This is a genomic window from Phytohabitans aurantiacus, from assembly GCF_027923225.1.
GTDB lineage: Bacteria > Actinomycetota > Actinomycetes > Mycobacteriales > Micromonosporaceae > Phytohabitans > Phytohabitans aurantiacus.
This window is the reverse complement of sequence record NZ_BSDI01000019.1, coordinates 151,479-176,435: the sequence shown is the minus strand read 5'-3', so window position 1 is coordinate 176,435 and position 24,957 is coordinate 151,479. Positions and strand designations below refer to the sequence as shown.

Sequence of the window (24,957 nt, the reverse complement as noted above, 5' to 3'; positions counted from 1 at the left end):
CATTCGCATGGATCAAGGGCGAACGCACGTGGAAAAGAGATCGAACCGCGTGCGTTTGCCCTTGATCGGCGGGAGCGGCGTGGCGACGCGCCGTGTCGGGCTGGCCTGGGGGCGGACGCGCGTGGAAACGAGATCGAAGCGCGTGCGTTTGCCCTTGATCGGCGTGTGAGGGGTGGCGACACGTCGTGCCGGGTTGGTGTGGGGTGGGCGTTAGACGAGGACGAAGAGGACGACTACCCAGACGGCGGCGAGGGTGAAGCCCAGCGGGGCGAAGTAGCGGTTCATGGCGGATCTCCCGTGGCGACAGGGCACGAAGGCACGCCCGGTCGAAACCGGGTGGCTCAGAAGGGAGGGCGCGCGGCCCGGCTATGACTAGGGGGATCGCTATCTCGCACAGCGATCACCTCCAAAGGTCGTCCGGGCTCAGAACCGTCCGACATCGTATACCCATCAGGTGACCAGACCCGGCACGCGGCAACCAAAATCACCCCGAAGGCCAGTAGCCATCCCAGCCGTGCGGCCAACCATGCTGGTCCGTCCGGCGTGGTGTGGGGAGAGCCGGTTGGTTACTCGCCGACCGCCACGAGGCCCGTTTCGTAGGCCAGGATGACCGCCTGCGCGCGGTCGCGCAGGTTGAGTTTGGCGAGGATGCGTCCAATGTGGGTCTTCACGGTCTGCTCGGCCACCACGAGCTCGGCGGCAATCTCCGCATTGGACCGTCCACGTGCGATCAACCGCAGGACCTCGGTTTCGCGCGGGGTGAGCGCGTTGAGTGCGGTGGGGCGGGGACGGTCGCGGCTGGGGCGCGCGGCGAACTCGGCGATCAGCCGCCGGGTCACCGACGGCGCGAGCAGCGCCTCGCCGGCCGCGACGACGCGTACGGCCTGTACGAGGTCGGCGGCGGGTGCGTCTTTGAGTAGGAAGCCGCTCGCTCCGGCCCGCAGCGCCTCGTAGACGTAGTCGTCGAGGTCGAACGTGGTCAGGATCAGCACGCGTGGGCGTTCGCTGCCGGTCGGGCGGTTGCCGATGAGGCGGCGGGTCGCCTCCAGGCCGTCGAGGACCGGCATGCGCACGTCCATCAGTACGACGTCAGGGTCGAGGCGGCGCGCGGCGGTGACCGCGTCGGCGCCGTTGGCGGCGTCGCCGACCACGAGCAGGTCGTGTTGGGCCGCCAGCAGGGCTCCGAAGCCCTGCCGCACCATTGCCTGATCGTCGACGATGAGTACCCGGATCATGTCTGGTCGTAGGGTAACCGAGCGTCGACCTCGAAGCCGCCGTCATCCGTGGGTGCCGCCTCGAACTCGCCACCAAGCAGTACCGCCCGCTCCCGCATCCCGGCGAGCCCATGCCCCTCGCCAGCGGCCTCGGGTGCCGGCTGGGCACTAGGTCCATTGTGGACGCGGATGAGGAGCTGGCGGCTCCAGGGGTGGATCTCCACGCGTACGGGGGCGCCGGGTGCGTGACGTGTGGCGTTGGCGAGCGCCTCCTGCACGATGCGGTAGGCGGCCAGGCCGACCGGCTCGGGCGGTTCGGGGCCGTTGGCGGCGTCGAGTTCGACCTGGACGCCGGCGCGCTGGGCGGTGGCCACGAGTTCGGGCAGGTCGGCGAGGCTCGGCTGCGGCGCCTTGAGCGGCTCGGCGGAGTCGCTGCGCAGTACGCCCAGCAGCCGGCGCATCTCGGTCAGCGCGCCTCGGGCCGCCCCCGCGATCCCCGTGAACTCGTCACGCACGGGGTCGGGCAGGTCGCCGAGCCGGTACGGGGCGGTCTCGGCCTGTACCGCGATCATCGACATGTGGTGCGCGACCACGTCGTGCAGCTCGCGCGCGATCCGCGTGCGCTCCTCCAGTACCGCGCGGCGGGCCTTTTCCAGCTCGCTGACCTCGGACTGCTCCGTGAGCGCTCGCTTGATCCGGGCGTTCCGGCCGATCAGGTCACCGACGACGATCACGACCGTGTAGAGCAGCGCGACGCCGGCCTGGTTGCCAGGGTCCACGAAGATCCAGACCGGGATCAGGGTGATGAGACCGATCCACACCACGATCGGCCGGTCGACCCGGGCGGCGACGACCAGCAGCACCACGAGGCTGATCGCGATCTGGGTGGGCGCCCACGGCCAGATGTCATTGTGGCGGTTGAACGTGCCGAACAGCTGCGCGACCATCATCAGCCGCCAGGCCACGAGCGGCCGGGAGAGCAGGAACGGGAGCGGCAGTACGGCGAGCACGCTCAGTATCACCGCCAGGGCCATCGGCAGCCTGCGGTCGTCGTGCAGGTACTGGACGGTCACGACGCCGAGCCCGACGAGCAGGACCGCACCGAACGACGCCAGCCGTCGCCAGCGCGGCCCCAACTGGACAGGCGGATAGTCCGGGCCGCCGAGGGTGCGGCGCAGCCAGTGCCAGGCCATGCGAAGGAACGATCCCACGATGGCAGGTTACGGGCGGTGACCAGTGCGGTCGTGATACCACGGTGCCAACCGCAAGGTCATACCCCGGTAATGTCTGTGCGGCACGCCCACACGACGTAGGGGGACACAATGTCGCGCACGGTGCTGGTGACCGGCGGCAACCGGGGGATCGGGTTGGCGATCGCCCAGGCGTTCGCGAAGCAGGGCGACCGGGTGGCCGTCACGCACCGGGGCTCAGGGGCGCCCGAGGGGCTGTTCGGCGTCCAGTGTGACATCACGGACACGGCGTCGGTCGACGCGGCCTTCACCGCGATCGAGGCGGAGCTGGGCCCGGTCGAGGTGCTGGTGGCGAACGCGGGCATCACCGACGACACGCTGCTGCTGCGGATGTCGGAGGAGCAGTTCACGCGGGTCCTCGACACCAACCTGACCGGGTCGTACCGGGTGGCCAAGCGCGCGGCGACCAAGATGCTGCGGGCGCGCTGGGGCCGGATGATCTTCATCTCGTCGGTGGTCGGCCTGTACGGCTCGGTGGGCCAGGTCAACTACGCGGCCAGCAAGGCGGGGCTCGTAGGCGTCGCCCGGTCGATCACCCGTGAGCTGGGCAGCCGTAACATCACCGCCAACGTGGTAGCGCCCGGCTTCGTCGAGACGGATATGACGGCCGTGCTGCCGGAGGAGCGCAAGGCGGAGTACCTGAAGGCGATCCCGGCGGGGCGGTTCGCGATCGCCGACGAGGTGGCGGGCGTCGTCACCTGGCTGGCCGGCGACGCTGCCGGGTACGTCTCCGGGGCGGTCATCCCGGTGGACGGCGGCTTGGGCATGGGGCACTGACTCTTTGGAGGGTTTCGAGTTGTCTGGACTGCTGGCCGGTAAGCGGCTGCTCGTCACCGGGATCATCACCGACCAGTCGATCGCGTTCTCGGTCGCGAAACTCGCCCAGGAGCAGGGCGCCACTGTCGTGCTCACCGGGTTCGGCCGGCTGTCGCTGGTCGAGCGGATCGCCAAGCGGCTGCCCAAAGAGGCGCCGGTCATTGAGCTCGACGTGCAGAACAAGGAGCACCTGGACGGGCTCGCCGACAAGGTACGCGAGCACGTCGACGGGCTGGACGGCGTCGTGCACTCGATCGGGTTCGCGCCGCAGAGCTGCCTCGGCGGCGGGTTCATGTCGGCGCCGTGGGAAGACGTGGCCACCGCACTGCACGTCTCGACGTACTCCTACAAGAGCCTCGCATCGGCCGCGCTCCCGCTGATGGGCCAGGGCAGCGCGTTCGTCGGGCTCACCTTCGACGCGCAGCTGGCCTGGCCGGTGTACGACTGGATGGGCGTCGCGAAGGCCGGCCTGGAGTCGGCGTCGCGCTATCTGGCGCTGCACCTGGGCAGCCAGGGCATCCGCAGCAACCTGGTCTCGGCCGGTCCGCTGCGCACGATGGCGGCCAAGTCGATTCCGGGCTTCGAGAAGTTCGAAGACGAGTGGGTCAGGCGGGCGCCGCTCGGCTGGGACCTCGGCGACCAGGAGTCAGCGGCGAAGGCGTGCCTGGCGCTGCTGTCGGACTGGTTCCCCGCCACGACGGGCGAGATCATCCACGTCGACGGGGGATTCCACGCGGTCGGCGCCTAGGGGTGTGGACCGCGGACGGTGAGGCCGCGGGAGCAGCGGTCTTGCGCGCGGCGGACGTCGCGGTAGCTCACGCCTGTCTCTTGAAGATTTTGGGTTAGGGCAGGATAGGGGCATGGCGTACGACGCGTTGCTGCTGGTGTCGTTCGGCGGGCCGGAACACCCCGACGACGTGCTCCCGTTCCTTGCCAACGTGACCCGCGGCCGAAACGTGCCGCCGGAACGGCTGGCCGAGGTGGCGCAGCACTACCAGCACTTCGGTGGGGTGTCTCCGATCAACCAGCAGTGCCGCGAGCTGCTGGAGGCGCTGCGGGCCGGATCTGACATGCCGGTCTACTGGGGCAATCGCAACTGGCACCCCATGCTCGCCGACACCGTCGCGCAGATGCGCGACGACGGCGTGCGGCACGCGCTGGCGTTCGTGACGAGCGCGTACGGCGGGTACTCGTCGTGCCGGCAGTATCTGGAGGACATCGCGGCGGCGCGGGCGGCGGTCGGGCCCGACGCGCCGGTCATCGAGAAGCTGCGACACTTCCACGACCACCCGGGCTTCGTCGAGCCGCACGCCGATGCGGTACGGGCGGCGCGGGCAACGTTGCCCGCTGGCGACGTCCGGCTGGTGTTCACAGCGCATTCGATCCCGGTTTCCATGGCTTCCACAGCTGGGCCAGACGGTGGGCTCTATGAGAAGCAGCTCAACGAGACAGCCGCGCTGGTGGCGTCGCTCGGGGCGCCCGACCTGCCGTGGGACCTGGTGTGGCAGAGCCGCAGCGGCCCGCCGCACGTGCCATGGTTGGAGCCGGACGTCAACGACCACCTGCGCGCGCTGGCCGACAAGGGCGTGGCGGGCGTCGTGGTCAGCCCGATCGGGTTCGTCTCGGACCATCTTGAGGTGATTTGGGACCTCGACAACGAAGCCGCCGACACCGCGCGGCGGCTCGGCATGGCGTACGCCCGCGCGGGCACGCCGGGAACCGACCCGCGCTTCGTCGCAATGGTCCGTGACCTGGTGCGCGAGTGCGTCGACGCGGGTACGCTGCCCGCTCGGGACACGTGTCACGCTGGGTGCTGCATGAGCAAGGGAGGCCGGCGGTGAGCGACCGAGCGAGCAGGAGACACAGTGAGTGATCGGCGGAAGCCGGTGGAGAGCTGGCTTACGGACATGGACGGCGTGCTGGTCCACGAGGGCCAGCCGGTGCCGGGCGCACCCGAGTTCATCAACCGGCTCCGGGCATCCGGCAAGCCGTTCCTGGTACTGACCAACAACTCCATCTACACGCCGCGCGACCTGCAGGCGCGGCTGACCCGGATGGGCTTCGAGGTGCCCGAGCACGCCATCTGGACGGCGGCGCTCGCCACCGCGCAGTTCCTTGCCGACCAGCGGCCGGGCGGCACCGCGTACGTCATCGGTGAGGCGGGACTGACCACCGCGATGCACGCGGTCGGATACATCCTGACCGACTTCGAGCCGGACTACGTCGTGCTGGGCGAGACCCGCACGTACAGCTTCGAGGCGATCACCAAGGCCGTCCGGCTGATCAACGGTGGGGCGCGGTTCATCTGTACGAACCCTGACCCGACCGGCCCGTCGATCGAGGGCGCGCTGCCAGCCGCTGGCTCGGTGGCAGCCATGATCTCCAAGGCGACCGGCGTCGAGCCGTACTTCGTCGGCAAGCCGAATCCGATGATGATGCGATCGGCGCTCAATACGATCGAGGCGCATTCCGAGACGACGGCGATGATCGGTGACCGGATGGATACCGATGTGTTGTGCGGGCTGGAGGCGGGGCTGGAGACGATCCTCGTGCTGACGGGGATCAGTTCTCGCGCCGAGGCCGAACGCTATCCGTATCGCCCGTCGCGCATCATCGATTCGGTGGTCGATCTGCTGGACGAGATCTGATCCGGTGTCGCCTTGACGGTGGTCGTTGGGTGGGTTAGCTTTGAGGAGCCAAGTGCAGTAGCGCTTGGAAGTGAACCCGGTAGCCTTCCGGACGGTGGGCGGGCCGGGTTTCGCGCTTTCCGGGGCGCTTTCCAGAGTCAGGCCCTTCTGACATCGTCCACGATTTCCTCGACGCGCCTTCGCCAATGACCACCGCGCGCCCAGGACCATGCGATAGCGTCCGGAACGCCGAGCAGGCATTCCTCTTTAGCGAGCAGATGGTAGAAGGGCAGTTGTGATCCGGCGTCGCGAAGCAGACCGCTGATCAAGCGGCGGTCGCTTTTCAGCGTGCCTTCCTCGGTTTCGAGGACGAAGCGTTCGACACCTAGGGCGACCAGGTCTGTCACCATCCGGGCGAGACAGGCGTCGCGTGCCGCCTTGTATCGGCCGCCGAAGCGACCACCGTCGTACACGATTGCCCGTGTCCCGAACGCGACGACGGCGTCGAGGATCTGCTTGCGTCGCGCATCGCTCTCTTTGTGTAGGTGGATGCGGCGCTGTCGGGGGAGGATAAGTGATCTCATCGCGCTGCGTGCCGTCGATAGGTGCGATGGCGCGAGAATCGCCGCGACCATGACGTAGCGGCGTTCTTTTGTCTCGTCGGTGAAGGCGTGAAACGGCACGGCCTGATTGATAGCACACGGAAGCGCTGGCGCGCTGCCCCCGAATTGATGGCGGCGCGACGTGCGATAGCGATCGCGATCAAGGGCGATTGCATGGATCAAGGGCAAATGCACGCGGAAATGAGATCAAAGCACGTGCATTTGCCCTTGATCGACGAAAAGAAAAGGGGGGTTATTCGGGGCGTAAGGGGGAGTTGCAGGCGGCTACCAGAGCGCGGCGGCACGCCGTTGTCAACGGGCGCAGGGCGGCGTCGCGTTGTTGGGCCTCGTAGCCGTTGACGGCGCCGCCGGGCGCGGCGTGCTCGGCCAGTACCAGCACGCGGTCGAGGACGCTCGCTCGGGCGAACACGCGCCGGGCGCGCGGGTCGAAGCCGGGCGGCAGGTCGATACCCGAGTCGGGGCGGCGGAGTGCGGCGAGGGCGCCGGCCAGCTCGGGGCGCCACTGTGCCACGTCGAGCCGGGTGAGGGCGGCGGTGGCCTCGGCGAGTGCGGCCGACAGGTCGGCTTCGGCCTCGGCGGCGGTGGGATCGCCGGCGGGCAGTGGGGCGTCGGGCAGCGGGTACACGCGCCAGAGCACGGTCTCGAACGTCACGCCGGAGCCGGACGTGTGACTGCGCACCTCGGGGATGAAACCCAGGCCGCGCGCCACGACGGCTTCGCCGGCGATGAGCGCCGCGCCCGTGAACGGCCCGTGGACCGGCAGGCCGCGCGGGTCGCCGGGGGCGGGCAGCGCGAGCCGGATGTCGTCGGGGCTCAACTTGGACAGTGCCGGGAGGGCGTCACCGAGCGGCACGTCTGTCCACGTGCCTGGTGCGTCGGCGACCAGGTGCTCCTCGTCTCCGGCGATTTCGTCGGCGACCTCGTCGTACGGCACCAATCCGGCGCGCCACGCACGAACCCACGCGACGAACCGGCTGGACCGGCGCGCCGCCAACGTCGCCGCTGCTGCGGGGAACATGCGGCAAGAGTACGTGCTGCCCGCTGCCCTGTCTCGGTTGCGGCGCGTCTGCGTGGTCCGGCGTACCCACGGCGCTAGCGTCCGATTCATGTATGGGGAGGACGTGCTCGCTGGCAATCTGCCCGGACGACAGCAGGGTGTACGCCGGCGCAAGACGATTCCGGAGGTCGACGCCGAGGTCGACCTCGTGGTGGAGGACGCCGACTCGGGGTTCTGCGGTGCGGTGGTGGGGTTCGAGTACGGCGCGGTGGTGCTGGAGGACCGGCACGGCAAGCGGCGAAACTTTCCCCTGGAACCGGCCGCGTTTCTGCTCGACGGCCAGCCGGTGACGCTGCGCCGGCCGTCCGAGACACAGAAGGAAACCCGCAAGCGCACCGCTTCCGGCTCGATCGCCGTAGACGGCGTACGCGCGCAGGTCGCGAAGGCGAGCCGGATCTGGGTGGAGGGCATACACGACGCCGCTCTGGTGGAACGGATCTGGGGCGACGACCTGCGCATCGAGGGCGTGGTGGTCGAGCCGCTGGACGGCATCGACGAGCTCGCCGCGGCGGTACGGGACTTCTCACCGGGACCGCGGCGCCGGCTGGGCGTACTGGTCGACCACCTCGTCGCGGGCTCGAAGGAGAGCCGGATCGTGGCGGCGGTCACCTCGCCGGACGTACTGGTGACCGGGCATCCGTATGTGGATGTCTGGCAGGCGGTGAAGCCGGCGCGGCTGGGTCTGCGGGAGTGGCCGGTGATCCCGCCGGGTCAGCCGTGGAAGGAGGGCGTCTGCCGGGCACTGGGGGTGGCGCAACCGGCCGACATGTGGCGGCGCATCCTGTCCACAGTGAACTCGTACCACGATGTGGAAACGCCGCTGATCAACGCGATGGAGCGCCTCATCGACTTCGTCACCGTCCCGGAGACGCCCTCCTGAGGGCTACGCGAGGCTGATGCTCGTGCCGCTCACGGTGATGTCGGCCGCGGGCAGGGCCGACTTCGCGGGACCACCCAGTACCGAGCCGTCCTTCAGCGAGAACGTGCTCTGGTGGCACGTACACGTGATGGCGTCACTGTCGACCTTGGACACCAGACAGCCCTGGTGCGTGCAGACGGCGCTGAAGCACTTGAAGTCACCCTCGGTGGGCTGGGTGATGACGACCTTCTCGTCTTCGAAGATCTTGCCGCTGCCGACGGGAATTTCGCTGGTGCTGGCGAGCGCGTTCGAGCCGGTCGAGCCGGAGTCGGCGGACGACGAGGCGGACGGTGCCGCCGCGGTGGGGGTGGTGGAACCGGACGAGGTGGAGGCGGAGTCACCCGAATCGTCGGACCCGCACGCCGCCACCAGACCGACCGTACCGACGGCGCCGGCGGCCAGCACGGTACGACGGGCGACTACGCTTGGTTGAGCGTTCATCTTCATGCCACGTAAGCATGGTGGGCCACCCTGGACGGTTACTGTGGTGAACCTGTGGATCAGCTGAAAGCCTTAAACTCAGGCAAGCCGGTGTGGATCACGACTGAACACGAATGTCGCGATATCTAGTGCTTCGACGGCACCATTCGCACCGCGCCGCACGCGTAGCGTCTCGCCGTCGTTGGTGCCCGACCGGCCACGCCACTGATCGGCCCCGGCCGGCGCGAACCGCCACGCCGTTCGCCCACCGCGCACCATCACCAGCTCACCTGCGGCACCGTCCCAGGACGTTTCGTGCGCCAGCCCCATCCACCACCACTGCCCGCACAGCTCGGCCGCCTCGGGAGGCGGCGGCGCCGACGGCCGCCAGGCGGGCGCGGCCGGGGTCGGCTCGCTGTCGAGCACGGTCGTGATGATCGACCGGCCCACGGCCAGCGGTACACCGTACGCGTTGGCGTAGACCACCACGCCCGTACGGGACGGCCGGTGCACGACCAGCGAGGACACGTACCCCGGCATCGAGCCGCCGTGCCCGACCAGTACGCGCTCGCCGACCCGGTACAGCTCCGGGCCCAGGCCGTGGCCGGAGGTCCACGAGTCGAGGTCGCTCATCACGACCGGCGCGCACATCTCGGTGAGCGTCTCGGGGGCGAGCAGGTCGGGCGACGGGTCGGCGAGGAACGCGGCCCACTTGGCCAGGTCGGTCGCCGTCGACCAGAGCTGCCCTGCGGGCGCCATGGCACCGGTGTCGGTGCGCGGCTCCTCGTGCAGCGTGCCGTGCCACGGGTGCACGACGTACCCGCGCGCGAACGGCTCCTCCGGGTGGTACGTGGTGCGGTTCATGCCGAGCGGCCCGAGCAGCCGGTCGGTGAGCAGCTCGATCCAACGCCGCCCGGTGATGCGTTCCAGCACCGCGCCGAGCAGCCCGTACGCCAGGTTGGAGTAGTGGTACGTGCGGTGCGGCGGGAAAGCGAGCTTGTCGGCGGTCAGCCCGGCCAGCAGCGTGTCGACGTCGCTGCCCTCGGTGCGCTCCCACCACCCGGGGCTGTCCGGCTCGCGCTGGAGACCGGCGGCGTGCCCGAGCAGCTGGCGCAGCGTCACGCCGCCGACGGGCGTGCCGGGCAGGTGCCGGTACAGCAGGTCGTCGAGCGCGAGCCGGCCCTCGTCGCGCAGCTGCATGACCAGGGTGGCGGTCATGGTCTTGGAGATCGAGCCGATGCGGTACTGCACCCCGGCGTCGGGGTGCGGGTGCTCGCCGGCGCCGGTGAAGTGCTCCAGCTTCCCGTCCCGCACCACGCCCGCCACCAGCGACGGCGCCCGCCCGGCCGCCTGGGCCTCGGCCACGAGCACGTCGACCTGACGGGCGGTCGCGGGCAGCAACGAAGGCAGCAACGACACGATTGAAAACCTCCCTGATAGGAGTCAACGCGCTCGGACCGCCGACGTTACCGTTCCGCTGCTCGCTGTACGTGCGCGAGCGTGACACGATCGTGGTGTGGATGTAGTTCTCTGGATCGTTCTGGGCGTTGTGCTCGCGGTCGCCGAGATGTTCACGTTTACGTTCGTCTTGATCATGCTTTCGTCGGGCGCCTTCGCCGCGGCCATCGCCGCGGCGCTCGGAGCTGGCGTGGCTGTACAGGCCATCGTCTTCGCGGTGGTGTCCGCCCTCGCTTTGCTCGCCGTCCGGCCAGTGATCAAGCGACACCGGCAGTCGGCGCTGGAGTCGGGCGACACGCCGATGGGAGTCGAGGCCATCGAGGGCGCGACCGGCCTGGTACTGGAGCAGGTCGACGCCGACCACGGCCTGGTCAAGATCGACGGTGAACTGTGGAGCGCTCGCGCGTACGACGGCACCCAGGTGCTCGAAGCGGGAGAGCGGGTGCGGGTCATAGAGGTGCGGGGCGCCACGGCAATGGTGTGGCGGGACATCTGATCGGGGCCCTTCGGGGAAAGGAACACGGGCATGGAATTAGTGATCGCGGTCATCGTCGCGGTGGTCGCACTCTTTGTGGCTATTACGTTGATCAGAGCGGTGCGGATCGTGCCGCAGCAGCGCAACTTCGTGGTTGAGCGGCTCGGCAAGTACCAGCGGACGCTGCGGCCTGGCCTCAACGTGCTGGTGCCGTTCGTCGACTCGGTACGCACGAAGGTCGACCTGCGTGAGCAGGTGGTCAGCTTCCCGCCGCAGCCGGTGATCACCTCGGACAACCTCGTGGTCTCGATCGACACCGTCCTGTACTTCAAGGTGATCGACCCGGTGAAGGCGACGTACGAGATCGCCAACTTCCTGCAGGCCATCGAGCAGCTCACCGTCACGACGCTGCGTAACGTGATCGGCTCCCTCGACCTGGAGAAGGCGCTCACCAGCCGCGAAGAGATCAACCGGCACCTGTCGGGCGTACTCGACGAGACGACCGGCCGCTGGGGCGTCAAGGTGACCCGGGTGGAGATCAAGGCCATCGAGCCGCCGCCGAGCATCCGCGACTCGATGGAGAAGCAGATGCGCGCCGAGCGCGAGCGGCGGGCGACGATCCTCACCGCCGAGGGCCACAAGCAGGCGCAGATCCTGAACGCCGAGGGTGACAAGCAGGCCGCCGTGCTGCGCGCCGACGGTGATCGGCAGTCGCGCATCCTGCAGGCCGAGGGCCAGGCCAAGGCGATCCGCACCGTGTTCGACGCGATCCACACCGCCAACCCGAGCCAGAAGGTGCTCGCGTACCAGTACCTCCAAGCGCTGCCCCAGATCGCCAACGGCACGGCGAACAAGATCTGGGTCGTACCCGCTGAGCTGACCCGAGCCCTGGAAGGGCTCGGCGGCGCGCTCGGTGGCCTGGCGGGCATGGCCGACGACAAGCCGGCGGCCTCGCTGGACGCCGGCGCCGTCGAGCGCGAGGCCGCGGAGGCGGCGCAGGCGGCCGCCGACGCGGCGCGCGAGATCCAGGACGAGGTGAAGGAAGCCGAACAGCAGGTGGGTGGCGGCGCGCCGCGCGGGCTGCCGGCGCCCGAGCCGGTATCGCCGTCGAGCCTTCTCGGTACCGAGGACAGCACCGCCCGCGAGCAGGCCTGAAAAGCTAGAACCGTCCACATCGCGCCCCGGCACCTGCCACGATCAACAGATCAGGTGGTGCCGGGGCGCCGGTGCGTTTCCGGCCTTGCGAAGGGCTGCCTGCCCATGACTAAAACGGCGAAATTCACCCGCCCGGCCGGTCCGACGAAGGCACACCGCACCGCACCACATACATCCGAACCACATACATCCGACGGCCCGCCCACCAACGTGACGTGGGCGTGGTCGGTACGCCGTCTCGGCCGCGTGCTCATGTGGACACTTCCCGCGTACGCGGTGGTCTTCGGCGGGGTCACGTTCGGCCGGATGGACGGCGGCGGACCGGCGCCGTACCTGGCCAACGGCCGGCTCCCGCACCTGATCGGCTGGGTGGTGGCGACCTGGCTCGGGGTGGTGGCGCTGCTCGCCATCGCCTGCCTGCTCGCGGCCGCGCGGAGCCGGCGCAGCGCGGCGGCCGGGCTCCTGATCGGCCTGACGGGTATCGCGCTGCTGCTCCCGTTCGCCGCGCTGCCGCCCGACACGGCGGTGTACGACTGGGACGCGCGCCGCCTCGCGCTGGCGGGTGCCGGCGTCTACAGCCTCGGCTGGGTGCTCGCCGGCTGGGCGGTGGCCCGCTCGAAGCTGTTTTCCAAGGCGGACGGCCTGATGCTGATGGTGGCCGGCCCGATGCTGGGCGTGGGCGGGCTGCTGGTCGGTCCGCTCCAGACGGTTGGGGCGATCTTCGTGCTGGCCGCCGGCATCGGGATGGCCTGGAGCGCTGGCCACCTCGTGCCGGCCCCGCGCCGCGGCGCCTCCGCCGAGGCGGCCGCGGCGACCGGCGCCCGCGCGGTGGCCGCCCGCGCCGCCGTCCACCCCCTGACCCACTGACCCAGGGGAGAATCCCCGTGTGGAGCTGATTACCGATCCGCACGACGAGCGGATCGCCGACTATCGCGCGCTCACCGACGTCGAGCTGCGCACCCGCTGGGAGCCGCCGCACGGGCTCTTCATCGCCGAGGGCGAGCTGGTGCTGCGGCGCGCGCTGCGAGCCGGGTACCAGCCGAGGTCCTACCTGGTCGACGAGAAACGCGTCGGGCAGATCGCCGACCTCGGCGACGCCCCGGTCTACGCCGCGAGCCAGGACGTGCTGGAGAAGGTGACCGGGTTCCACGTACACCGTGGCATGCTGGCGTCTTTTCACCGGCGTGCGGCGCCGGCGGCGGCCGATGTGCTCGCGGCGGCGCGCCGGGTCGTGGTTCTCGAAGACGTCAACAACCACACCAACCTCGGGGCGATCTTCCGGGGCGCCGCGGCGCTCGGCGTCGACGCGGTGCTGCTCTCGCCCACCTGCGCCGACCCGCTGTACCGGCGCAGCGTCCGGGTCAGCATGGGCGAGGTGTTCGCGGTGCCGTACGCGACCCTGTCGCCGTGGCCGGACGCGCTGGAGCTGGTGCGGGAGAGCGGGTTCACGCTGCTGGCGCTGACGCCCGCGCCGGACGCGGTACCCATCCAGCGACTGACTCACGACCAGCGCGCGCGGGCGGCGCTGCTCTTCGGCGCGGAGGGCGCCGGGCTGACCCGGCGCGCGATGGAGGCCAGCGACGCGCGCGTGGTGATCCCGATGCGGCGCGGCGTCGACTCCCTGAACGTGGCCGCGGCCGCCGCGGTCGCGTTCTGGGAACTGGGTCGGGAAGACTGATCACGTGTTTCCTACCGTGCGTGAGGTCATCGCGCTGGACCCGGTGCGGCACGGCGAACCGCGTGTCGTGGCCGCCGGCTCCGCGCTGGATCGGCCGGTGCGGTGGGTGCACGTGGCCGAGGTGCCCGACATCGCGACGCTGCTGCGCGGCGGTGAGCTGGTGCTCACCACCGGCATCGGCCTGCCGGCCGACGACGAAGGGCTGCGCGCGTTCATCGCGGACCTGGCCGGCGTCGGCGTCGCGGGCCTGGTCGTGGAGCTTGGCCGGCGGTACAGCGGTAGCGTCCCCAAGGTGATGGCAGCCGCGGCCGAACGGCGCGGGTTGCCGCTGATCGAGTTGCGCCGCGCCACGCCGTTCGTGCGGATCACCGAGGCGGTGCACGCGTTGATCGTCGACGCCCAGCTCACCGAGCTGCGCGCGACCGAGGAGATCCACCAGCGCTTCACCGAGCTGTCCGTCGAGGGTGCCGAGCCGACCGAGGTCCTGCACCAGGCGGCCGAGCTGTCCGGCTGCCCGGTGGTGCTGGAGAACCTGTCCCGCCAGGTGCTCGCGTACGACACCGCTGGCGATAGCGCCGAACTGCTGCTCGACGGGTGGGAGCAGCACTCGCGGCGCATCCAGCCGGCCGGCCGTACCGCGTACGACGCCGGTTGGCTGGTCACGACCGTCGGCGCGCGCGGGCAGGACTGGGGCCGGCTGCTGCTGCGCTGGCCCGGTGCCGAGGCGCCGCCAACGCGGCTGTCGATCCTGCTGGAGCGGGCCGCTTCGACGCTCGCGCTGGGTCGGCTGATCCGCCGCGACGCCGAGAGCCTCGAACGCCAGGCGCACCGCACGCTGCTCACCGTCCTGCTCGACCACAGCCGGCCGGTCGACGAGGTCGCCCTGCGGGCGCGGGCGCTCGGCGTGCCGCTGGAGCGCCACCCGCTGGTCGGGGTCGTGGTGCGGCACCGCCTCGACGAGCCGGTGCCGCCCGCGCGGCTGCGCGACCTGTCCGAGGCGGTCGGCCAGGCGCTGCGCGAGGCGTCGCTGACCGGGCTGACCTCCGCGCTGGACGAAGCGGCCGTGGGCGCGCTGGTCGCGCTGCGCGGTGACGAGGAGCGTGCACTGTCCGCGTTCGCCGTCGCGCTTGATCGGGTACGCGGTGCCGCGGCACCGCCGGTCATCGTGGCCGCCGGATCGCGGGTCGAGGAGCTGCGGGACGCCCGGCGGTCGCTCGTCGAGGCCCGGCAGGTGGCCGACGCGGCTCGCCACGACCGGCGGGACGTCGCGGTCTTCCGGCTCCCGCACGTGGGGCTGGCCGGCCTTCTGCACCTGCTGCGTGACGAGCCGCGCCTACAGACCTTCGTGGAGCGTGAACTGGGCGGGCTGCTGGCGTACGACGCGCGGCACCCGAAGGAGCAGCTGCTGGGCACCCTGCGGGCGTACCTGGACAGCGGGCGGAACAAGTCGGCGGCCGCCGCGGCGACGCACCTGTCCCGCCCAGCCCTGTACGAGCGGCTGGCCCGCATCTCCCGCATCCTCCGAGTGGATCTTGACTCCGTCGAGTCCTGTCTATCGCTGCATGTGGCCCTGCTGGCACTGGAAGCCGTCCGCGAGTCAAACATGAAACATTGACGCTTTTCCAGATCGTCATTTTTACTAGTGGGTAACATTCGCGGTCGAAAGGACGCCCGATGCGCTCACCGTGGAGAAGACGACTGGCTCTGCTGGCTGTGCCGGCGCTGTTGAGCGGCACGCTCTTGGGGGGCGCGGTAGGCCCCGCTCAGGCGGCTGCGCCGCTGCGAAACGTGCTGATGGTCGGCAACGCGTACGCCGGCACAGTCAGCTTCATCGACGAGCAGACCTTCGCCAATCTCGGCTCCCTCAACGTCATACCCGACCTCCAGCAGCGCCTCGACGAGATGACGCTCGTCGAGCGCACCGCCTACGAGATCGTTCGCGGTCAGAACGGCGACAAGTTCGTCGACGACATGTTCCTGTCGCTGGACGGGAAGATCATGTACGTCTCCCGCGCCAACCTGCCCGACGTGGTGGCCATCGACCTGGTCACGCACCGGCAGCTGTGGCGCTTCAAGCTGGAGGGCTATCACGCCGACCACATGGCGATGTCGCCCGACGGCACCAAGCTCATCGTGTCGGACACCACCGTCAACAAGGCGCAGGTGGTCGACGCGCGTACCGGCACTGAGGTCGCCGAGTTCCCCACCGGCTCGTACCCCCACGCCAACGACTACTCGCCCGACGGTACCAAGCTGTACAACTCCAGCATCGGCACCGTCTCGCTTCCACAGTGGATGGAGTGGGCCAAGGGCGCCAAGCAGCTCACCGTCGTCGACCCGGCGACGTTCAAGGTCACCCGGGTCTACAACTTCGACCACGGCGTACGGCCAGCCGTGTTCACCGCCGACAACAAGACGATGTACGCCCAGCTGTCGTACCTGAACGGCTTCATCGAGTACGACCTCGTGGCCGGGCGGATCGTGCGGACCGTCACCATGCCCTACGGGTCGGACGGCGCGTCGATCAGCCCCGACGACTACCCGGGCAACTCGGCGCACCATGGGATGGCGATGTCGGGTGACAGCGCGAAGCTGTGCATCGCCGGCACGATCGACGACTACGCGGCGATCGTGTCCCGTCCCGGGCTGACCACCGACCGGATCATCCCCCTGGGCGACATCCCGTACTGGTCACAGACCAGCGCGGACGGCAGGTACTGCTACGTCTCGCTGAGCGGCGAAGACGAGGTGGCCGTCATCTCGTACGCGACCGCCCAGGTCGTGGCCCGCGTCCCGGTGGGCGACTTCCCCCAACGCGAACGCAACGGCAAAGCCGCCCCCGAAGCTCTAGCCACGCTGGACGCGTCCGCCGGCTAGCTCACCCACTTCCCGTGATCAGGGCGTCCCTCAAGTCGTTAGAGCGACTTGAGGGACGCCCTGATCATGTAGGGCTCGGGGATGAACGCGGAGGCGCTCGGGGTGAAAGCGTCGGAGGTCGCGGCCGTGGCCCAGGCTTCCGCGGGGACCTCCGCGGACAGCGCGACCACCACCGGCGCGTCGCGCCAGTCGTCGGAGTCGCGCAGTAGCGAGAGCGCCACTACCGACTCCTCGACCTCGCCGACGCACTCGAAGGGCTTGTGACCGTCGAGGCCGAGCAGTTCGCGGTACCCGGGGAGCTGGGTCGGGTCGGCCAGCAGGTCGGCGCTGAAGATGTCGACGAGGCGTTGGCGGGGCAGGAACGGTGCCAGCGCCAGGAACACGAACCGGCACTTCGGGCAGTGGCCGCACCAGCGGGCGCTCGGGTCGCGCAGCTTGAAGGCCGCGTTGCAGCTGGTCACGACCGCGTCGTACCGGGTGTGCCGCGCGAACAGCTTCGCGATGTGCAGCTCGGACAGCGGGCGCAGCAACGAGAAGTACGCGTCGGCCAGTCCCGCGTGTGCGGCGAGGGCGTCCCGGAGCAGGCCCTCGGCCTCCACACCCTTGGACCACTGGTGGTTGATCTCGTGCCCGTTCCAGACGAGGTTCGGGTCGGAGGCGGAGCGTTCGTTCGACATCACGACCGGGCCGAGCCCGTGCAGCACCGCCGTCGCCACGGCGATCAGCGAGTTGATCGCGGTGACCGGGATGTGGCCGTTGAGGGCGCCGGCCGCGTTGAGCTCGAAGAGTTGCGGGTCGATCGCGCGGCGGGCGGAGAGCGGGGCGAGGCCAGAGGCATCGAAGACCGACTCGATCACCCAGTTCGGGTTGACCGCGAACGGGACCGGGTCGAAGCCGCCCTCGCGTAGCGCTTCGAGGGTGACGATCGAGTCTTTGCCGCCGCCAACGGCCGACAGCGGGCGCCCGGTGACGGGGTGTGCTTCCAAAGCGGCAGCCTGTGGCGCCGAGATCCGTGTGGACAGTACGTGCGGCAGGTCGTTGCGGTAGGCGTACTCGGACATGCCCTTGGTGTAGACGGCGTCGAGCAGCGCGGCGGCGCCCTCGCTCAGCGGGGTCGTCGTGACGATCTCGCGCGGCGCGCCCACCTTGTAGTAGCTGACGCCCGCGACGAGGTGGAGCAGGGTGAGCACCTTGCCGAAGGCGGCAGGTGGCGCCTGCGCCGGCACCGGGAACGTCACCTTCTCCACGAACGCAAGGTCGTCGAGCGCGTAGGGGAAGGTCGCCACGCCGGTCGCCGGGTCGAACGACAGCGGGGGGAAGGACAGCCGCCGAAACTGGGTGTCGAGCACACGCAATACTAAGACCCACTCTGACGAAGGAGGGCATGTGCGCCTGGCTGACCTGCGCGGCCGGTCCGTCGCCGTTTGGGGCACCGGTCGAGAGGGCCGGGCGGCGGTGCTCGCCATCGCGCGGCACGAGCCGTCGAGCCTGGTGGCGGTGGACGACAGCGGCAACTTCCTGTCGCTGCCGTGGGAGCCGCCGCTGTCGGAGCTGGCGCCGCTTCGCGGCGACTTCGACTCCCTGGCCAGCGCCGACGTCGTCGTGCGGTCGCCGGGCGTCGCGCAGACCCACCCGTGGGTGGTCGAGCTGCGCGCGCGCGGCGTCAGCATCACCAGCGGTACCGCGCTGTGGATGGCGGAGCACGCGGAGCGCACCGTCGGGGTGACCGGAAGCAAGGGCAAGAGCACCACGTCGAGCCTGATCAGCCACCTGTTGACGGCTGCGGGTCGCCCCAACGTGTACGGGGGGAACATTGGCGTGGCGGTGCTCGATCTGCCGGAAAGCGACCTGTATGTCCTAGAGCTGTCGAGTTACCAGTGCAGCGATCTGACCGACTCGCCCCGGGTGGCGGTGGTGACGTCGCTGTTTCCCGAGCACCTGGACGCGCACGGGGGCGAGCGGGAGTACTACCGCGACAAGCTGAACCTCATCGCCCATGATCCGGAGACCGTCGTGGTGAACGGGCTCGACGAGCGGTTGACGGTGGAAATCGGGTCACAAGCGGCAATCAGGGTGGGTTTGTCGGATTCTTTTCATGTCCGTGACGGCGCCTTCTACCGGAAGGACGAGCGGCTCTTCGATCGCAGCGCGTTGCCGCTGGTCGGGAAGCACAACGAGCGCAACCTGTGCGTGGCGCTGGCGGTGCTGGAGTCGCTGGGCGTCGATCCGCGCGGCTTCGACGTCGCCGCGGCGGTCGGGTCGTTCAGCGCCCTGCCGCACCGGCTCGCCGAGATCGAGGATCCGTCGGGGCTGACGTTCGTCGACGACACGCTCGCCACCAGCCCGTACGCGTCGATGCACGCGATCGACGCGTACGAGGGACGGCCGCTCACGGTGATCGTCGGGGGAGCGGACCGGGGGCTCGACTACACGCCGCTGCGCGATCACCTCGCCGCTCGCGAGATCACGGTGATCGGGGTACCGGACAGCGGCCCCCGGATCGTCGAGGCGCTCAAGGGGCTGCCCGGCGTGCGCACCGAGCTCGCCGAGGACCTGGAGGCAGCGGTGCGGCTGGCCCGGTCGCTGACCCCGTCGGGCGGCGCTGTGCTGCTGTCGCCGGCGGCACCGAGCTACGGCCGGTTCCGCAACTTCGAACACCGCAGCGAAGCGTTCGCCGCCGCGATCAAGGCAACTTCTCCGTGATCAGGGCGTCCCTCAAGTCGCTCTAACGACTTCAGGGACGCCCTGATCACGCGAGCGCTGCGACCAGGTGGCGCATTGATCTGATCGCGGAGCGGATCTCCTGGAGGTATCTGCCGGGCGTCAGCACGGGCTCCGGGAGGCTGTCGTCGACGGCGCGGGGGTCGACACCGACCGTGTCGACCGTGCAGCCGTAGGGCAGGGCGAGCGTGCGGATCGCGTCGCAGTGCTGGAACGGCACGTAGATCGGTGCGGTGACGACCAGTACCCGATCGCCCTTCTTCAGCGTGGCGTGCTGCGCCCAGAAGAGCTGCGTATCGGCGGTGTGCGCCCGGCGCAGCCGGGGATCGCTCGACGGCGCTGCCAGTACCGTGACCGCCGGCCCCTCCGCGGGCTGGTAGGTGCGGACGTCGCCGTTGGAAGCGACGGGTGCCCGCACCCCGAACGCCGCCCGTACTCCCAGGTCGAGCACGTCGACCTCGGTGGCGCAGCCGCGCACGACGGGAATCGCGAGTTCCGCGTCGCTGAGCGGGCGGTAGCTGCCGAGCACGCCTACGCCCTCCGCCACGGTCCCCCGGCGCAGCAGGTGGGCGGCGTACGCGGTGCGGCGCACGCAGGCGTGTGCGAGCCCGCCGAGCACGATCAGGTGCTGGTACTCGCGGTGCCGGGGCGGGCGCGACTCCACCATGCCGAGCGCGGCGGCCGACTCCTCGACCACCGCCTTGACGGCCGGGGCGAGGGCGGGCTCGGCGGCGTCGGGGCGCTCGCCGCCGCGCCGGAAGTCCCAGTGCGCGGCCGAGAACGCGTCGAGCCAGGCGAGCAGGGAAGGGCTGTCGCCGGTGGGCCACTGCCCGCCGAACGCGGCGACGAGGTCGCGCAGTGGACTCGACGTGATCCAGCGAGCGACGCCGTCGAACACCGCGGCGGGCTCGCCGGTTGGCAGCGGTACCGGCTGGACGTGCACCGTGGGATCTTAACGGCGCCGCCGATTACAGAGTGTAGGTTGCCTGTTGAGTCGTGGCGGTGGGAGCGTGCGTTATGACCTCAGATGACCTGTTGGCGGCCGGCGGCGGCGCGCCCGACCTGCTCGCGCGGCACAAGGCCGTCATGCCGTCGTGGATGCCGATCTACTACGCCGAGCCGATCGAGATCGTGTCGGGGTCGGGTCGCCGGGTCACCGACGCCGCCGGCCGCACCTATCTCGACTTCTTCGGCGGCGTACTGACGAACATGCTCGGGTACGACATCGCGGAGGTTCGCGAGGCCGTCGAGCGGCAGTTGCGCACGGGCGTGTCGCACACCTCGACGCTGTACCTGATCCGCCAGCAGGTCGAGCTGGCCGAGAAGATCGCGCGGGTGTCCGGCATCGAGGACGCGCGGGTGTTCTTCACGAACTCGGGCACCGAGGCGAACGAGGCGGCCCTGCTGATGGCCACCACGATCCGCCGCTCCAACCAGGTGCTCGCGGTGCGCAACAGCTACCACGGCCGGTCGTACGCCGCGATCGGCATCACCGGCCACCGCAGCTGGTCGTCGAGCAGCCTGAACCCGCTGCAGGTGGCCTGGCTGCACTCCGGTGACCGCCTGCGCGGCCTGCTGGCCCGGCTGGACGAGGCCGACCACATCGAGGCGGCCGTCGAAGACCTTCGCGAGGTACTGGCCACCCAGACAGCGGGCGACGTGGCGTGCCTGATCGCCGAGCCGATCCAGGGCGTGGGCGGGTTCGTGCACGCGCCCGACGGGCTGTTCGCGGGGCTGAAGAAGGTGCTGGACGAGTACGGCATCCTGCTCATCTCGGACGAGGTGCAGACCGGGTGGGGGCGCACGGGCGAGCACTTCTGGGGGTATCAGGCGCACGGCGTCACGCCGGACCTACTGACGTTCGCCAAGGGCATCGGCAACGGGTTCGCGCTGGGTGGCGTGGTCGGCCGCGCCGACGTCATCAACGCGATCCAGGCGATCTCGTTCTCCACGTTCGGCGGCAACCCGATCTCGACGGCGGCCGGCAACGCGGTACTTGACTACGTGCTCGACCACGACCTGCAGGCCAACGCCCAGCGGGTCGGGGCGATCCTGCGCGACGGGCTGCGCGAGGCGGCCGAAAACCACCCGATCGTGGCAGAGGTGCGGGGCAAGGGCCTGATGCTGGCCGTGGAGTTCGTACGCCCGGGCACGCTGGAGCCCGACGCGGCGGTCACCACGCGGGTGTTCGAGGAGTGCAAGGCGCGCGGGCTGCTGGTGGGCAAGGGCGGCCTGTACGGCAACGCGCTGCGGATGGGGCCGCCGCTCACGCTCACCGAGGACGAGGCGCGGGAGGGCCTGGCGATCCTGGTCGACTCGATCGCAGCGGCTGCCGCGTAACAGTTCGAAACCGGGGGTTGCCGCCATCACACTCTTGTCGTAAGAATCCTTCAAAGCGCTAACAGCGATTGAAGGGAAGTGACGCAGCCCCTATGAATAGTACAAGGCGTGACATTCTTCGCCGTGGGGTCGCCGCCGGCGTCCTGGCGACCCCACTTGCGGGCGCATTGTCGAGCTGCGCGATGGGCTCCGACGACTCCGGCGACTCCACCGCCGCGGCCGGTGAAAAGAGCGAGCAGAACCCGTTCGGCGTGAAGGAGGACGCGCCGCTCGAGGTCGTCATCTTCAACGGCGGGTACGGCGAGGACTACGCCAAGGCCCACGAGGCCATGTACAACGAGAAGTGGCCGAAGGCGAAGATCACCCACTCCGCCACCCAGGAGATCAGCAAGACGCTCCAGCCGCGCTTCGTCGACGGCAGCCCGCCGGACGTCGTCAACAACTCCGGCGCCGGCCAGATCGACCAGGGCGGCCTGGTATCGCAGGGTGCGCTCACCGACCTCACGGCGCTGCTCGACGCGCCGAGCCTCGACGTGCCCGGCAAGAAGGTCCGCGACACGCTGCTGCCCGGTGTCGTCGACGTGGGCAGCTACGACGGCAAGTTCTACGTGCTCAACATCAGCTACACGACGTACGGCATCTGGTACTCCACCAAGCTGTTCGCCGACAAGGGCTGGACGTACCCGAAGACGTGGGACGAGCACATCGCGCTCTGCAGGACCATCAAGGCGGCCGGCACCGCGCCGTGGACGTACGCCGGCAAGCACCCCCGATACATGAGCTGGCCCGTGATCGCCACGGCCATCAAGTTCGGCGGGCTCGACGTCGCGAAGAACATCGACAACCTGGAGCCCAACGCCTGGAAGTCGGACGCGATGAAGGCTTCCGCCGACGCGTGGTACCAGATCGTCAAGGACGGCTTCATCCTCCCCGGCACGCCCGGCCTCGACCACGTGCAGTCGCAGACCGCGTGGTGCCAGGGCAAGGCGGCGTTCATCTCCTGCGGCTCCTGGCTGGAGAACGAGCAGAAGGCGGTCACCCCGGCGGGCTTCAACATGGCGGTCGCGCCCACGCCGAGCCTCGGCGCCAGCGACAAGCTGCCGTTCGAAGCCGTTCGCGGCACCGCCAGCGAGCCGTTCATCGTGCCCGCCAAGGCCAAGAACGTGCCCGGTGGCCTGGAGTACTTCCGTACGATGCTGTCGATGAAGGGTGCCAAGGACTTCACGGGCAAGGTCTCCGCGCTGAGCGTGGTGGCCGGCTCCGCCGACGGTGCCACCCTCGGCCCCGGGCTGACCAGCGTCGTCAAGGCGCTCGAGGCGTCGGGCACCAACGGCTTCAACTGGGTGTACCAGAACTACTACCGCAAGCTGGAGCGCGAGCTCGTCGACGCGGCCTGTGGCGAGTTCTTCAGCGGCCGCACCACCCCCGCCGAGTTCCTGGAGCAGTGCCAGAAGGGTGCCGACTCGATCGCGAAGGACACCTCCATCAAGAAGTACAAGCGGGCTTAATGCGCCACGGTAAGTATCCGCTGATCGTCGCGTTCCTTGTGCCGCCCCTGCTGCTGTACGGGGTCTTCGTCCTGTCGCCATACGTGCAGGCGTTCCAGATCTCGACAACGGACTGGGGCGGCTACACGGCCGACGCGAACTACGTCGGGTTCGACAACTTCACCCGGCTGTTCCGCGACGACTACGTGTGGAACGCCATACAGAACAACGCGATCCTGCTCGCCGTCGTACCGCTGGTGACGATCGCCCTCGGCCTGTTCTTCGCGACCATGCTCAACATGGGCGGTCGCGGCGGCAAGGCGGGCGTCACCGGCGTGCGCGGCACCGCGGCGTACCGGTTGGTGTATTTCTTCCCGCAGGTGCTTTCGGTCGTCATCATCGCGGTGGTCTGGCGCGAGGTGTACCACCCCAACAACGGCCTGCTGAACGGCTTGCTCAAGCCGCTGGGCATCGACGGACCCACGTGGCTCGGCGATCCCAGGTACGCGTTCTGGTGCGTGCTGGCGGTGATGGTGTGGAGCAACGTCGGTTTTTACGTGGTGCTTTTCGGAGCCGCCATGCAGGCCATCCCGCGTGACATCTACGAGGCCGTACTGCTCGACGGCGCTTCTCGCTTCGTCACGCTGGTGCGCATCACGATCCCGCTGCTGTGGGACACCGTGCAGGTCGCCTGGATCTACCTGGCGATCGCGGCGCTCGACGGGTTCATCCTGGTGCAGCTCATGACAGACGGCGGTCCCAACCACTCGTCCGACGTCATCGGCCTGCGGATGTACAACACCGCGTTCGCCAGCGACACGCGCTTCGGGTACGCCTCGGCGATCGGCGTGGTGATGTTCTTCCTGACGTTGTCCGTGGCGGTACTAGCGCTGCGCGCGTCCAAGCGGGATCGGATCGAGTACTCGTGACAGCTTTGCAGGAACGCGCCGCGCCGGCCCCGCCCGCCGCCGAGAAACCACTACGCCGCGAGTGGGGCGTCGCCAACGTCTTCTCCCACGGCTTCCTGGCGTTGTGGGCATTGCTGACGACGTTTCCGTTGCTGTGGGTGCTGATCAGCTCATTCAAAAACGACACGGAAATCCTCAGCGACCCGTGGGGCCTGCCCGGCGCGCTGCGCTTCGACAACTGGGCGCGCGCGTGGACCGAAGCCCACATTGGACAGTACTTTTTCAACAGTGCCGTCGTGGTCACCGGCTCGTTGACGCTCACCATGCTGTTCGGCGCGACAGCGGCGTACGTGTTCGCGCGGTACGAGTTCCGCTTCCGGCAGGTGTTCTACTACCTGTTCGTCGGCGGCATGATGTTTCCGGTCTTCCTGGCGCTGGTGCCGCTCTTCTTCGTGGTGCGCAACGCCGGACTGCTCAACACGTGGCCGGGCCTGATGATCGTGTACGCGGGCTACTCGCTGCCGTTCACGGTGTTCTTCCTGACCGCGTTCTTCCGCACACTCCCCGAGTCGGTGGCGGAGGCGGCGCTGCTCGACGGGTGCGGTCACTTCCGGCTCTTCTTCCGCGTAATGCTTCCGATGGCACGGCCGGGGCTGATCAGCATCGGCATCTTCAACTTCCTGAGCCACTGGAACCAGTTCATCCTGCCGCAGGTGCTCATGCAGGGCGACGAGTCCAAACAGGTACTGGCGCAGGGTCTCGCGACGCTGGCGGTGAGCCAGGGCTACGAAGGCGACTACAGCGGCCTGTTCGCCGGCTTGACGATCGCGATGCTCCCGGTTCTGGCCGTCTACATCCTCTTCCAGCGCCAGATCCAGTCCGGCCTGACGGCCGGCCAACTCAAGTAGCGCCACCTTCGTGATCAGGGCGTC

Annotated in this window: 24 protein-coding genes; 16 read left to right on the top strand and 8 right to left on the bottom strand. The window is 69.4% G+C overall.

The genetic code is table 11. From position 1 onward, the window contains the following. Positions 1-566 precede the first annotated feature (566 nt). Positions 567-1,235, bottom strand: coding sequence for a response regulator (locus QMG73_RS21255; protein ID WP_281898251.1), 669 nt, complete (start codon positions 1,233-1,235; stop codon positions 567-569). Beyond that, positions 1,232-2,425: a sensor histidine kinase gene (locus QMG73_RS21250; protein ID WP_281898249.1), complete on the bottom strand. Its 1,194-nt coding sequence runs from the start codon at positions 2,423-2,425 to the stop codon at positions 1,232-1,234. The genes QMG73_RS21255 and QMG73_RS21250 overlap by 4 nt, the downstream gene beginning before the upstream one ends. A 111-nt stretch (positions 2,426-2,536) precedes the next feature. On the opposite strand from QMG73_RS21250, the gene fabG reads away from it, so the two are divergent. The 4 genes from fabG to QMG73_RS21230 all read left to right on the top strand — a co-directional run bounded on the left by fabG (position 2,537) and on the right by QMG73_RS21230 (position 5,928). Continuing rightward, positions 2,537-3,241, top strand: a complete 705-nt coding sequence (gene fabG / locus QMG73_RS21245; protein WP_281898247.1) for a 3-oxoacyl-ACP reductase FabG — start codon at positions 2,537-2,539, stop codon at positions 3,239-3,241. Positions 3,242-3,260: 19 nt separating this feature from the next. Further along, on the top strand, positions 3,261-4,028 hold the full coding sequence (fabI, locus tag QMG73_RS21240) for an enoyl-ACP reductase FabI (protein ID WP_281898245.1): 768 nt from the start codon (positions 3,261-3,263) through the stop codon (positions 4,026-4,028). A 112-nt stretch (positions 4,029-4,140) separates the two neighbouring features. After that, positions 4,141-5,121, top strand: coding sequence for a ferrochelatase (locus QMG73_RS21235; protein WP_281898243.1), 981 nt, complete (start codon positions 4,141-4,143; stop codon positions 5,119-5,121). Between the two features lie 66 nt (positions 5,122-5,187). Continuing rightward, complete coding sequence (locus QMG73_RS21230; RefSeq protein ID WP_281898319.1) at positions 5,188-5,928, top strand: HAD-IIA family hydrolase; 741 nt, start codon at positions 5,188-5,190, stop codon at positions 5,926-5,928. Positions 5,929-6,065: 137 nt separating this feature from the next. Here the strand turns inward: QMG73_RS21230 and QMG73_RS21225 are convergent, their stop codons facing one another. Both QMG73_RS21225 and QMG73_RS21220 read right to left on the bottom strand, forming a co-directional pair. Next, positions 6,066-6,704, bottom strand: a complete 639-nt coding sequence (locus QMG73_RS21225; RefSeq protein ID WP_281898242.1) for a hypothetical protein — start codon at positions 6,702-6,704, stop codon at positions 6,066-6,068. A 58-nt stretch (positions 6,705-6,762) separates the two neighbouring features. Continuing rightward, the gene (locus QMG73_RS21220; protein WP_281898240.1) at positions 6,763-7,548 is read right to left on the bottom strand and encodes a hypothetical protein; all 786 of its coding nucleotides are present in this window, start codon (positions 7,546-7,548) and stop codon (positions 6,763-6,765) included. Between the two features lie 88 nt (positions 7,549-7,636). Here QMG73_RS21220 and QMG73_RS21215 point away from each other — a divergent pair, with 88 nt between their 5' ends. After that, on the top strand, positions 7,637-8,467 hold the full coding sequence (locus QMG73_RS21215; protein WP_281898238.1) for a DUF3097 domain-containing protein: 831 nt from the start codon (positions 7,637-7,639) through the stop codon (positions 8,465-8,467). Between the two features lie 3 nt (positions 8,468-8,470). Here the strand turns inward: QMG73_RS21215 and QMG73_RS21210 are convergent, their stop codons facing one another. Beyond that, positions 8,471-8,953 carry a Rieske (2Fe-2S) protein gene (locus QMG73_RS21210; protein ID WP_281898237.1) on the bottom strand — a complete coding sequence of 161 codons (483 nt, stop codon included), beginning with the start codon at positions 8,951-8,953 and terminating at the stop codon, positions 8,471-8,473. Between the two features lie 72 nt (positions 8,954-9,025). After that, positions 9,026-10,345: a serine hydrolase domain-containing protein gene (locus QMG73_RS21205; protein ID WP_407676834.1), complete on the bottom strand. Its 1,320-nt coding sequence runs from the start codon at positions 10,343-10,345 to the stop codon at positions 9,026-9,028. 97 nt (positions 10,346-10,442) lie between these two features. Between QMG73_RS21205 and QMG73_RS21200 the strand changes: the two genes are divergently transcribed. The 6 genes from QMG73_RS21200 to QMG73_RS21175 all read left to right on the top strand — a co-directional run bounded on the left by QMG73_RS21200 (position 10,443) and on the right by QMG73_RS21175 (position 16,569). Continuing rightward, positions 10,443-10,880: an NfeD family protein gene (locus QMG73_RS21200; RefSeq protein ID WP_281898235.1), complete on the top strand. Its 438-nt coding sequence runs from the start codon at positions 10,443-10,445 to the stop codon at positions 10,878-10,880. A 30-nt stretch (positions 10,881-10,910) separates the two neighbouring features. Beyond that, a complete protein-coding gene (locus QMG73_RS21195; protein ID WP_281898233.1) occupies positions 10,911-12,014 on the top strand; it encodes an SPFH domain-containing protein in 1,104 nt (367 codons plus the stop codon). A gap of 105 nt (positions 12,015-12,119) precedes the next feature. Beyond that, entirely contained in the window at positions 12,120-12,881 is a 762-nt protein-coding gene (locus tag QMG73_RS21190) for a hypothetical protein (protein WP_281898231.1), read from the top strand. Between the two features lie 19 nt (positions 12,882-12,900). Continuing rightward, positions 12,901-13,692 (top strand): TrmH family RNA methyltransferase, encoded by a 792-nt coding sequence (locus QMG73_RS21185; protein ID WP_281898229.1) that lies wholly within the window; start codon positions 12,901-12,903, stop codon positions 13,690-13,692. Positions 13,693-13,696: 4 nt separating this feature from the next. Next, positions 13,697-15,307 carry a PucR family transcriptional regulator gene (locus tag QMG73_RS21180; protein WP_281898227.1) on the top strand — a complete coding sequence of 537 codons (1,611 nt, stop codon included), beginning with the start codon at positions 13,697-13,699 and terminating at the stop codon, positions 15,305-15,307. Between the two features lie 59 nt (positions 15,308-15,366). Next, the gene (locus QMG73_RS21175; RefSeq protein ID WP_281898225.1) at positions 15,367-16,569 is read left to right on the top strand and encodes a YncE family protein; all 1,203 of its coding nucleotides are present in this window, start codon (positions 15,367-15,369) and stop codon (positions 16,567-16,569) included. 38 nt (positions 16,570-16,607) lie between these two features. Here the strand turns inward: QMG73_RS21175 and QMG73_RS21170 are convergent, their stop codons facing one another. Further along, positions 16,608-17,918 (bottom strand): hypothetical protein, encoded by a 1,311-nt coding sequence (locus QMG73_RS21170; protein ID WP_281898223.1) that lies wholly within the window; start codon positions 17,916-17,918, stop codon positions 16,608-16,610. Between the two features lie 37 nt (positions 17,919-17,955). On the opposite strand from QMG73_RS21170, the gene murD reads away from it, so the two are divergent. Beyond that, positions 17,956-19,272, top strand: coding sequence for a UDP-N-acetylmuramoyl-L-alanine--D-glutamate ligase (murD, locus tag QMG73_RS21165; protein WP_281898221.1), 1,317 nt, complete (start codon positions 17,956-17,958; stop codon positions 19,270-19,272). A 46-nt stretch (positions 19,273-19,318) separates the two neighbouring features. Here the strand turns inward: murD and QMG73_RS21160 are convergent, their stop codons facing one another. Further along, a complete protein-coding gene (locus tag QMG73_RS21160; protein WP_281898219.1) occupies positions 19,319-20,233 on the bottom strand; it encodes a hypothetical protein in 915 nt (304 codons plus the stop codon). Between the two features lie 74 nt (positions 20,234-20,307). On the opposite strand from QMG73_RS21160, the gene QMG73_RS21155 reads away from it, so the two are divergent. From QMG73_RS21155 to QMG73_RS21140, 4 genes are all read left to right on the top strand, one after another. Then, positions 20,308-21,630, top strand: coding sequence for an aspartate aminotransferase family protein (locus tag QMG73_RS21155; protein WP_281898217.1), 1,323 nt, complete (start codon positions 20,308-20,310; stop codon positions 21,628-21,630). Positions 21,631-21,722: 92 nt separating this feature from the next. Beyond that, positions 21,723-23,138 carry an N-acetylglucosamine/diacetylchitobiose ABC transporter substrate-binding protein gene (gene ngcE / locus QMG73_RS21150; protein WP_281898216.1) on the top strand — a complete coding sequence of 472 codons (1,416 nt, stop codon included), beginning with the start codon at positions 21,723-21,725 and terminating at the stop codon, positions 23,136-23,138. Next, complete coding sequence (locus QMG73_RS21145) at positions 23,138-24,046, top strand: carbohydrate ABC transporter permease (RefSeq protein WP_281898215.1); 909 nt, start codon at positions 23,138-23,140, stop codon at positions 24,044-24,046. The genes ngcE and QMG73_RS21145 overlap by 1 nt, the downstream gene beginning before the upstream one ends. Then, positions 24,043-24,933, top strand: coding sequence for a carbohydrate ABC transporter permease (locus QMG73_RS21140; protein ID WP_407676833.1), 891 nt, complete (start codon positions 24,043-24,045; stop codon positions 24,931-24,933). The genes QMG73_RS21145 and QMG73_RS21140 overlap by 4 nt, the downstream gene beginning before the upstream one ends. The last annotated feature ends 24 nt before the right edge of the window (positions 24,934-24,957 follow it).

Coding starts and splice junctions, on each gene's coding strand:
- QMG73_RS21255 (WP_281898251.1), bottom strand. CDS start 1,235: ATGATCCGGGTACTCATCGTCGACGATCAGGCAATGGTGCGGCAGGGC.
- QMG73_RS21190 (WP_281898231.1), top strand. CDS start 12,120: ATGACTAAAACGGCGAAATTCACCCGCCCGGCCGGTCCGACGAAGGCA.
- fabG (WP_281898247.1), top strand. CDS start 2,537: ATGTCGCGCACGGTGCTGGTGACCGGCGGCAACCGGGGGATCGGGTTG.
- QMG73_RS21210 (WP_281898237.1), bottom strand. CDS start 8,953: ATGAAGATGAACGCTCAACCAAGCGTAGTCGCCCGTCGTACCGTGCTG.
- QMG73_RS21175 (WP_281898225.1), top strand. CDS start 15,367: ATGCGCTCACCGTGGAGAAGACGACTGGCTCTGCTGGCTGTGCCGGCG.
- QMG73_RS21215 (WP_281898238.1), top strand. CDS start 7,637: ATGTATGGGGAGGACGTGCTCGCTGGCAATCTGCCCGGACGACAGCAG.
- QMG73_RS21220 (WP_281898240.1), bottom strand. CDS start 7,548: ATGTTCCCCGCAGCAGCGGCGACGTTGGCGGCGCGCCGGTCCAGCCGG.
- QMG73_RS21155 (WP_281898217.1), top strand. CDS start 20,308: ATGACCTCAGATGACCTGTTGGCGGCCGGCGGCGGCGCGCCCGACCTG.
- QMG73_RS21235 (WP_281898243.1), top strand. CDS start 4,141: ATGGCGTACGACGCGTTGCTGCTGGTGTCGTTCGGCGGGCCGGAACAC.
- QMG73_RS21195 (WP_281898233.1), top strand. CDS start 10,911: ATGGAATTAGTGATCGCGGTCATCGTCGCGGTGGTCGCACTCTTTGTG.
- ngcE (WP_281898216.1), top strand. CDS start 21,723: ATGAATAGTACAAGGCGTGACATTCTTCGCCGTGGGGTCGCCGCCGGC.
- QMG73_RS21230 (WP_281898319.1), top strand. CDS start 5,188: ATGGACGGCGTGCTGGTCCACGAGGGCCAGCCGGTGCCGGGCGCACCC.
- QMG73_RS21145 (WP_281898215.1), top strand. CDS start 23,138: ATGCGCCACGGTAAGTATCCGCTGATCGTCGCGTTCCTTGTGCCGCCC.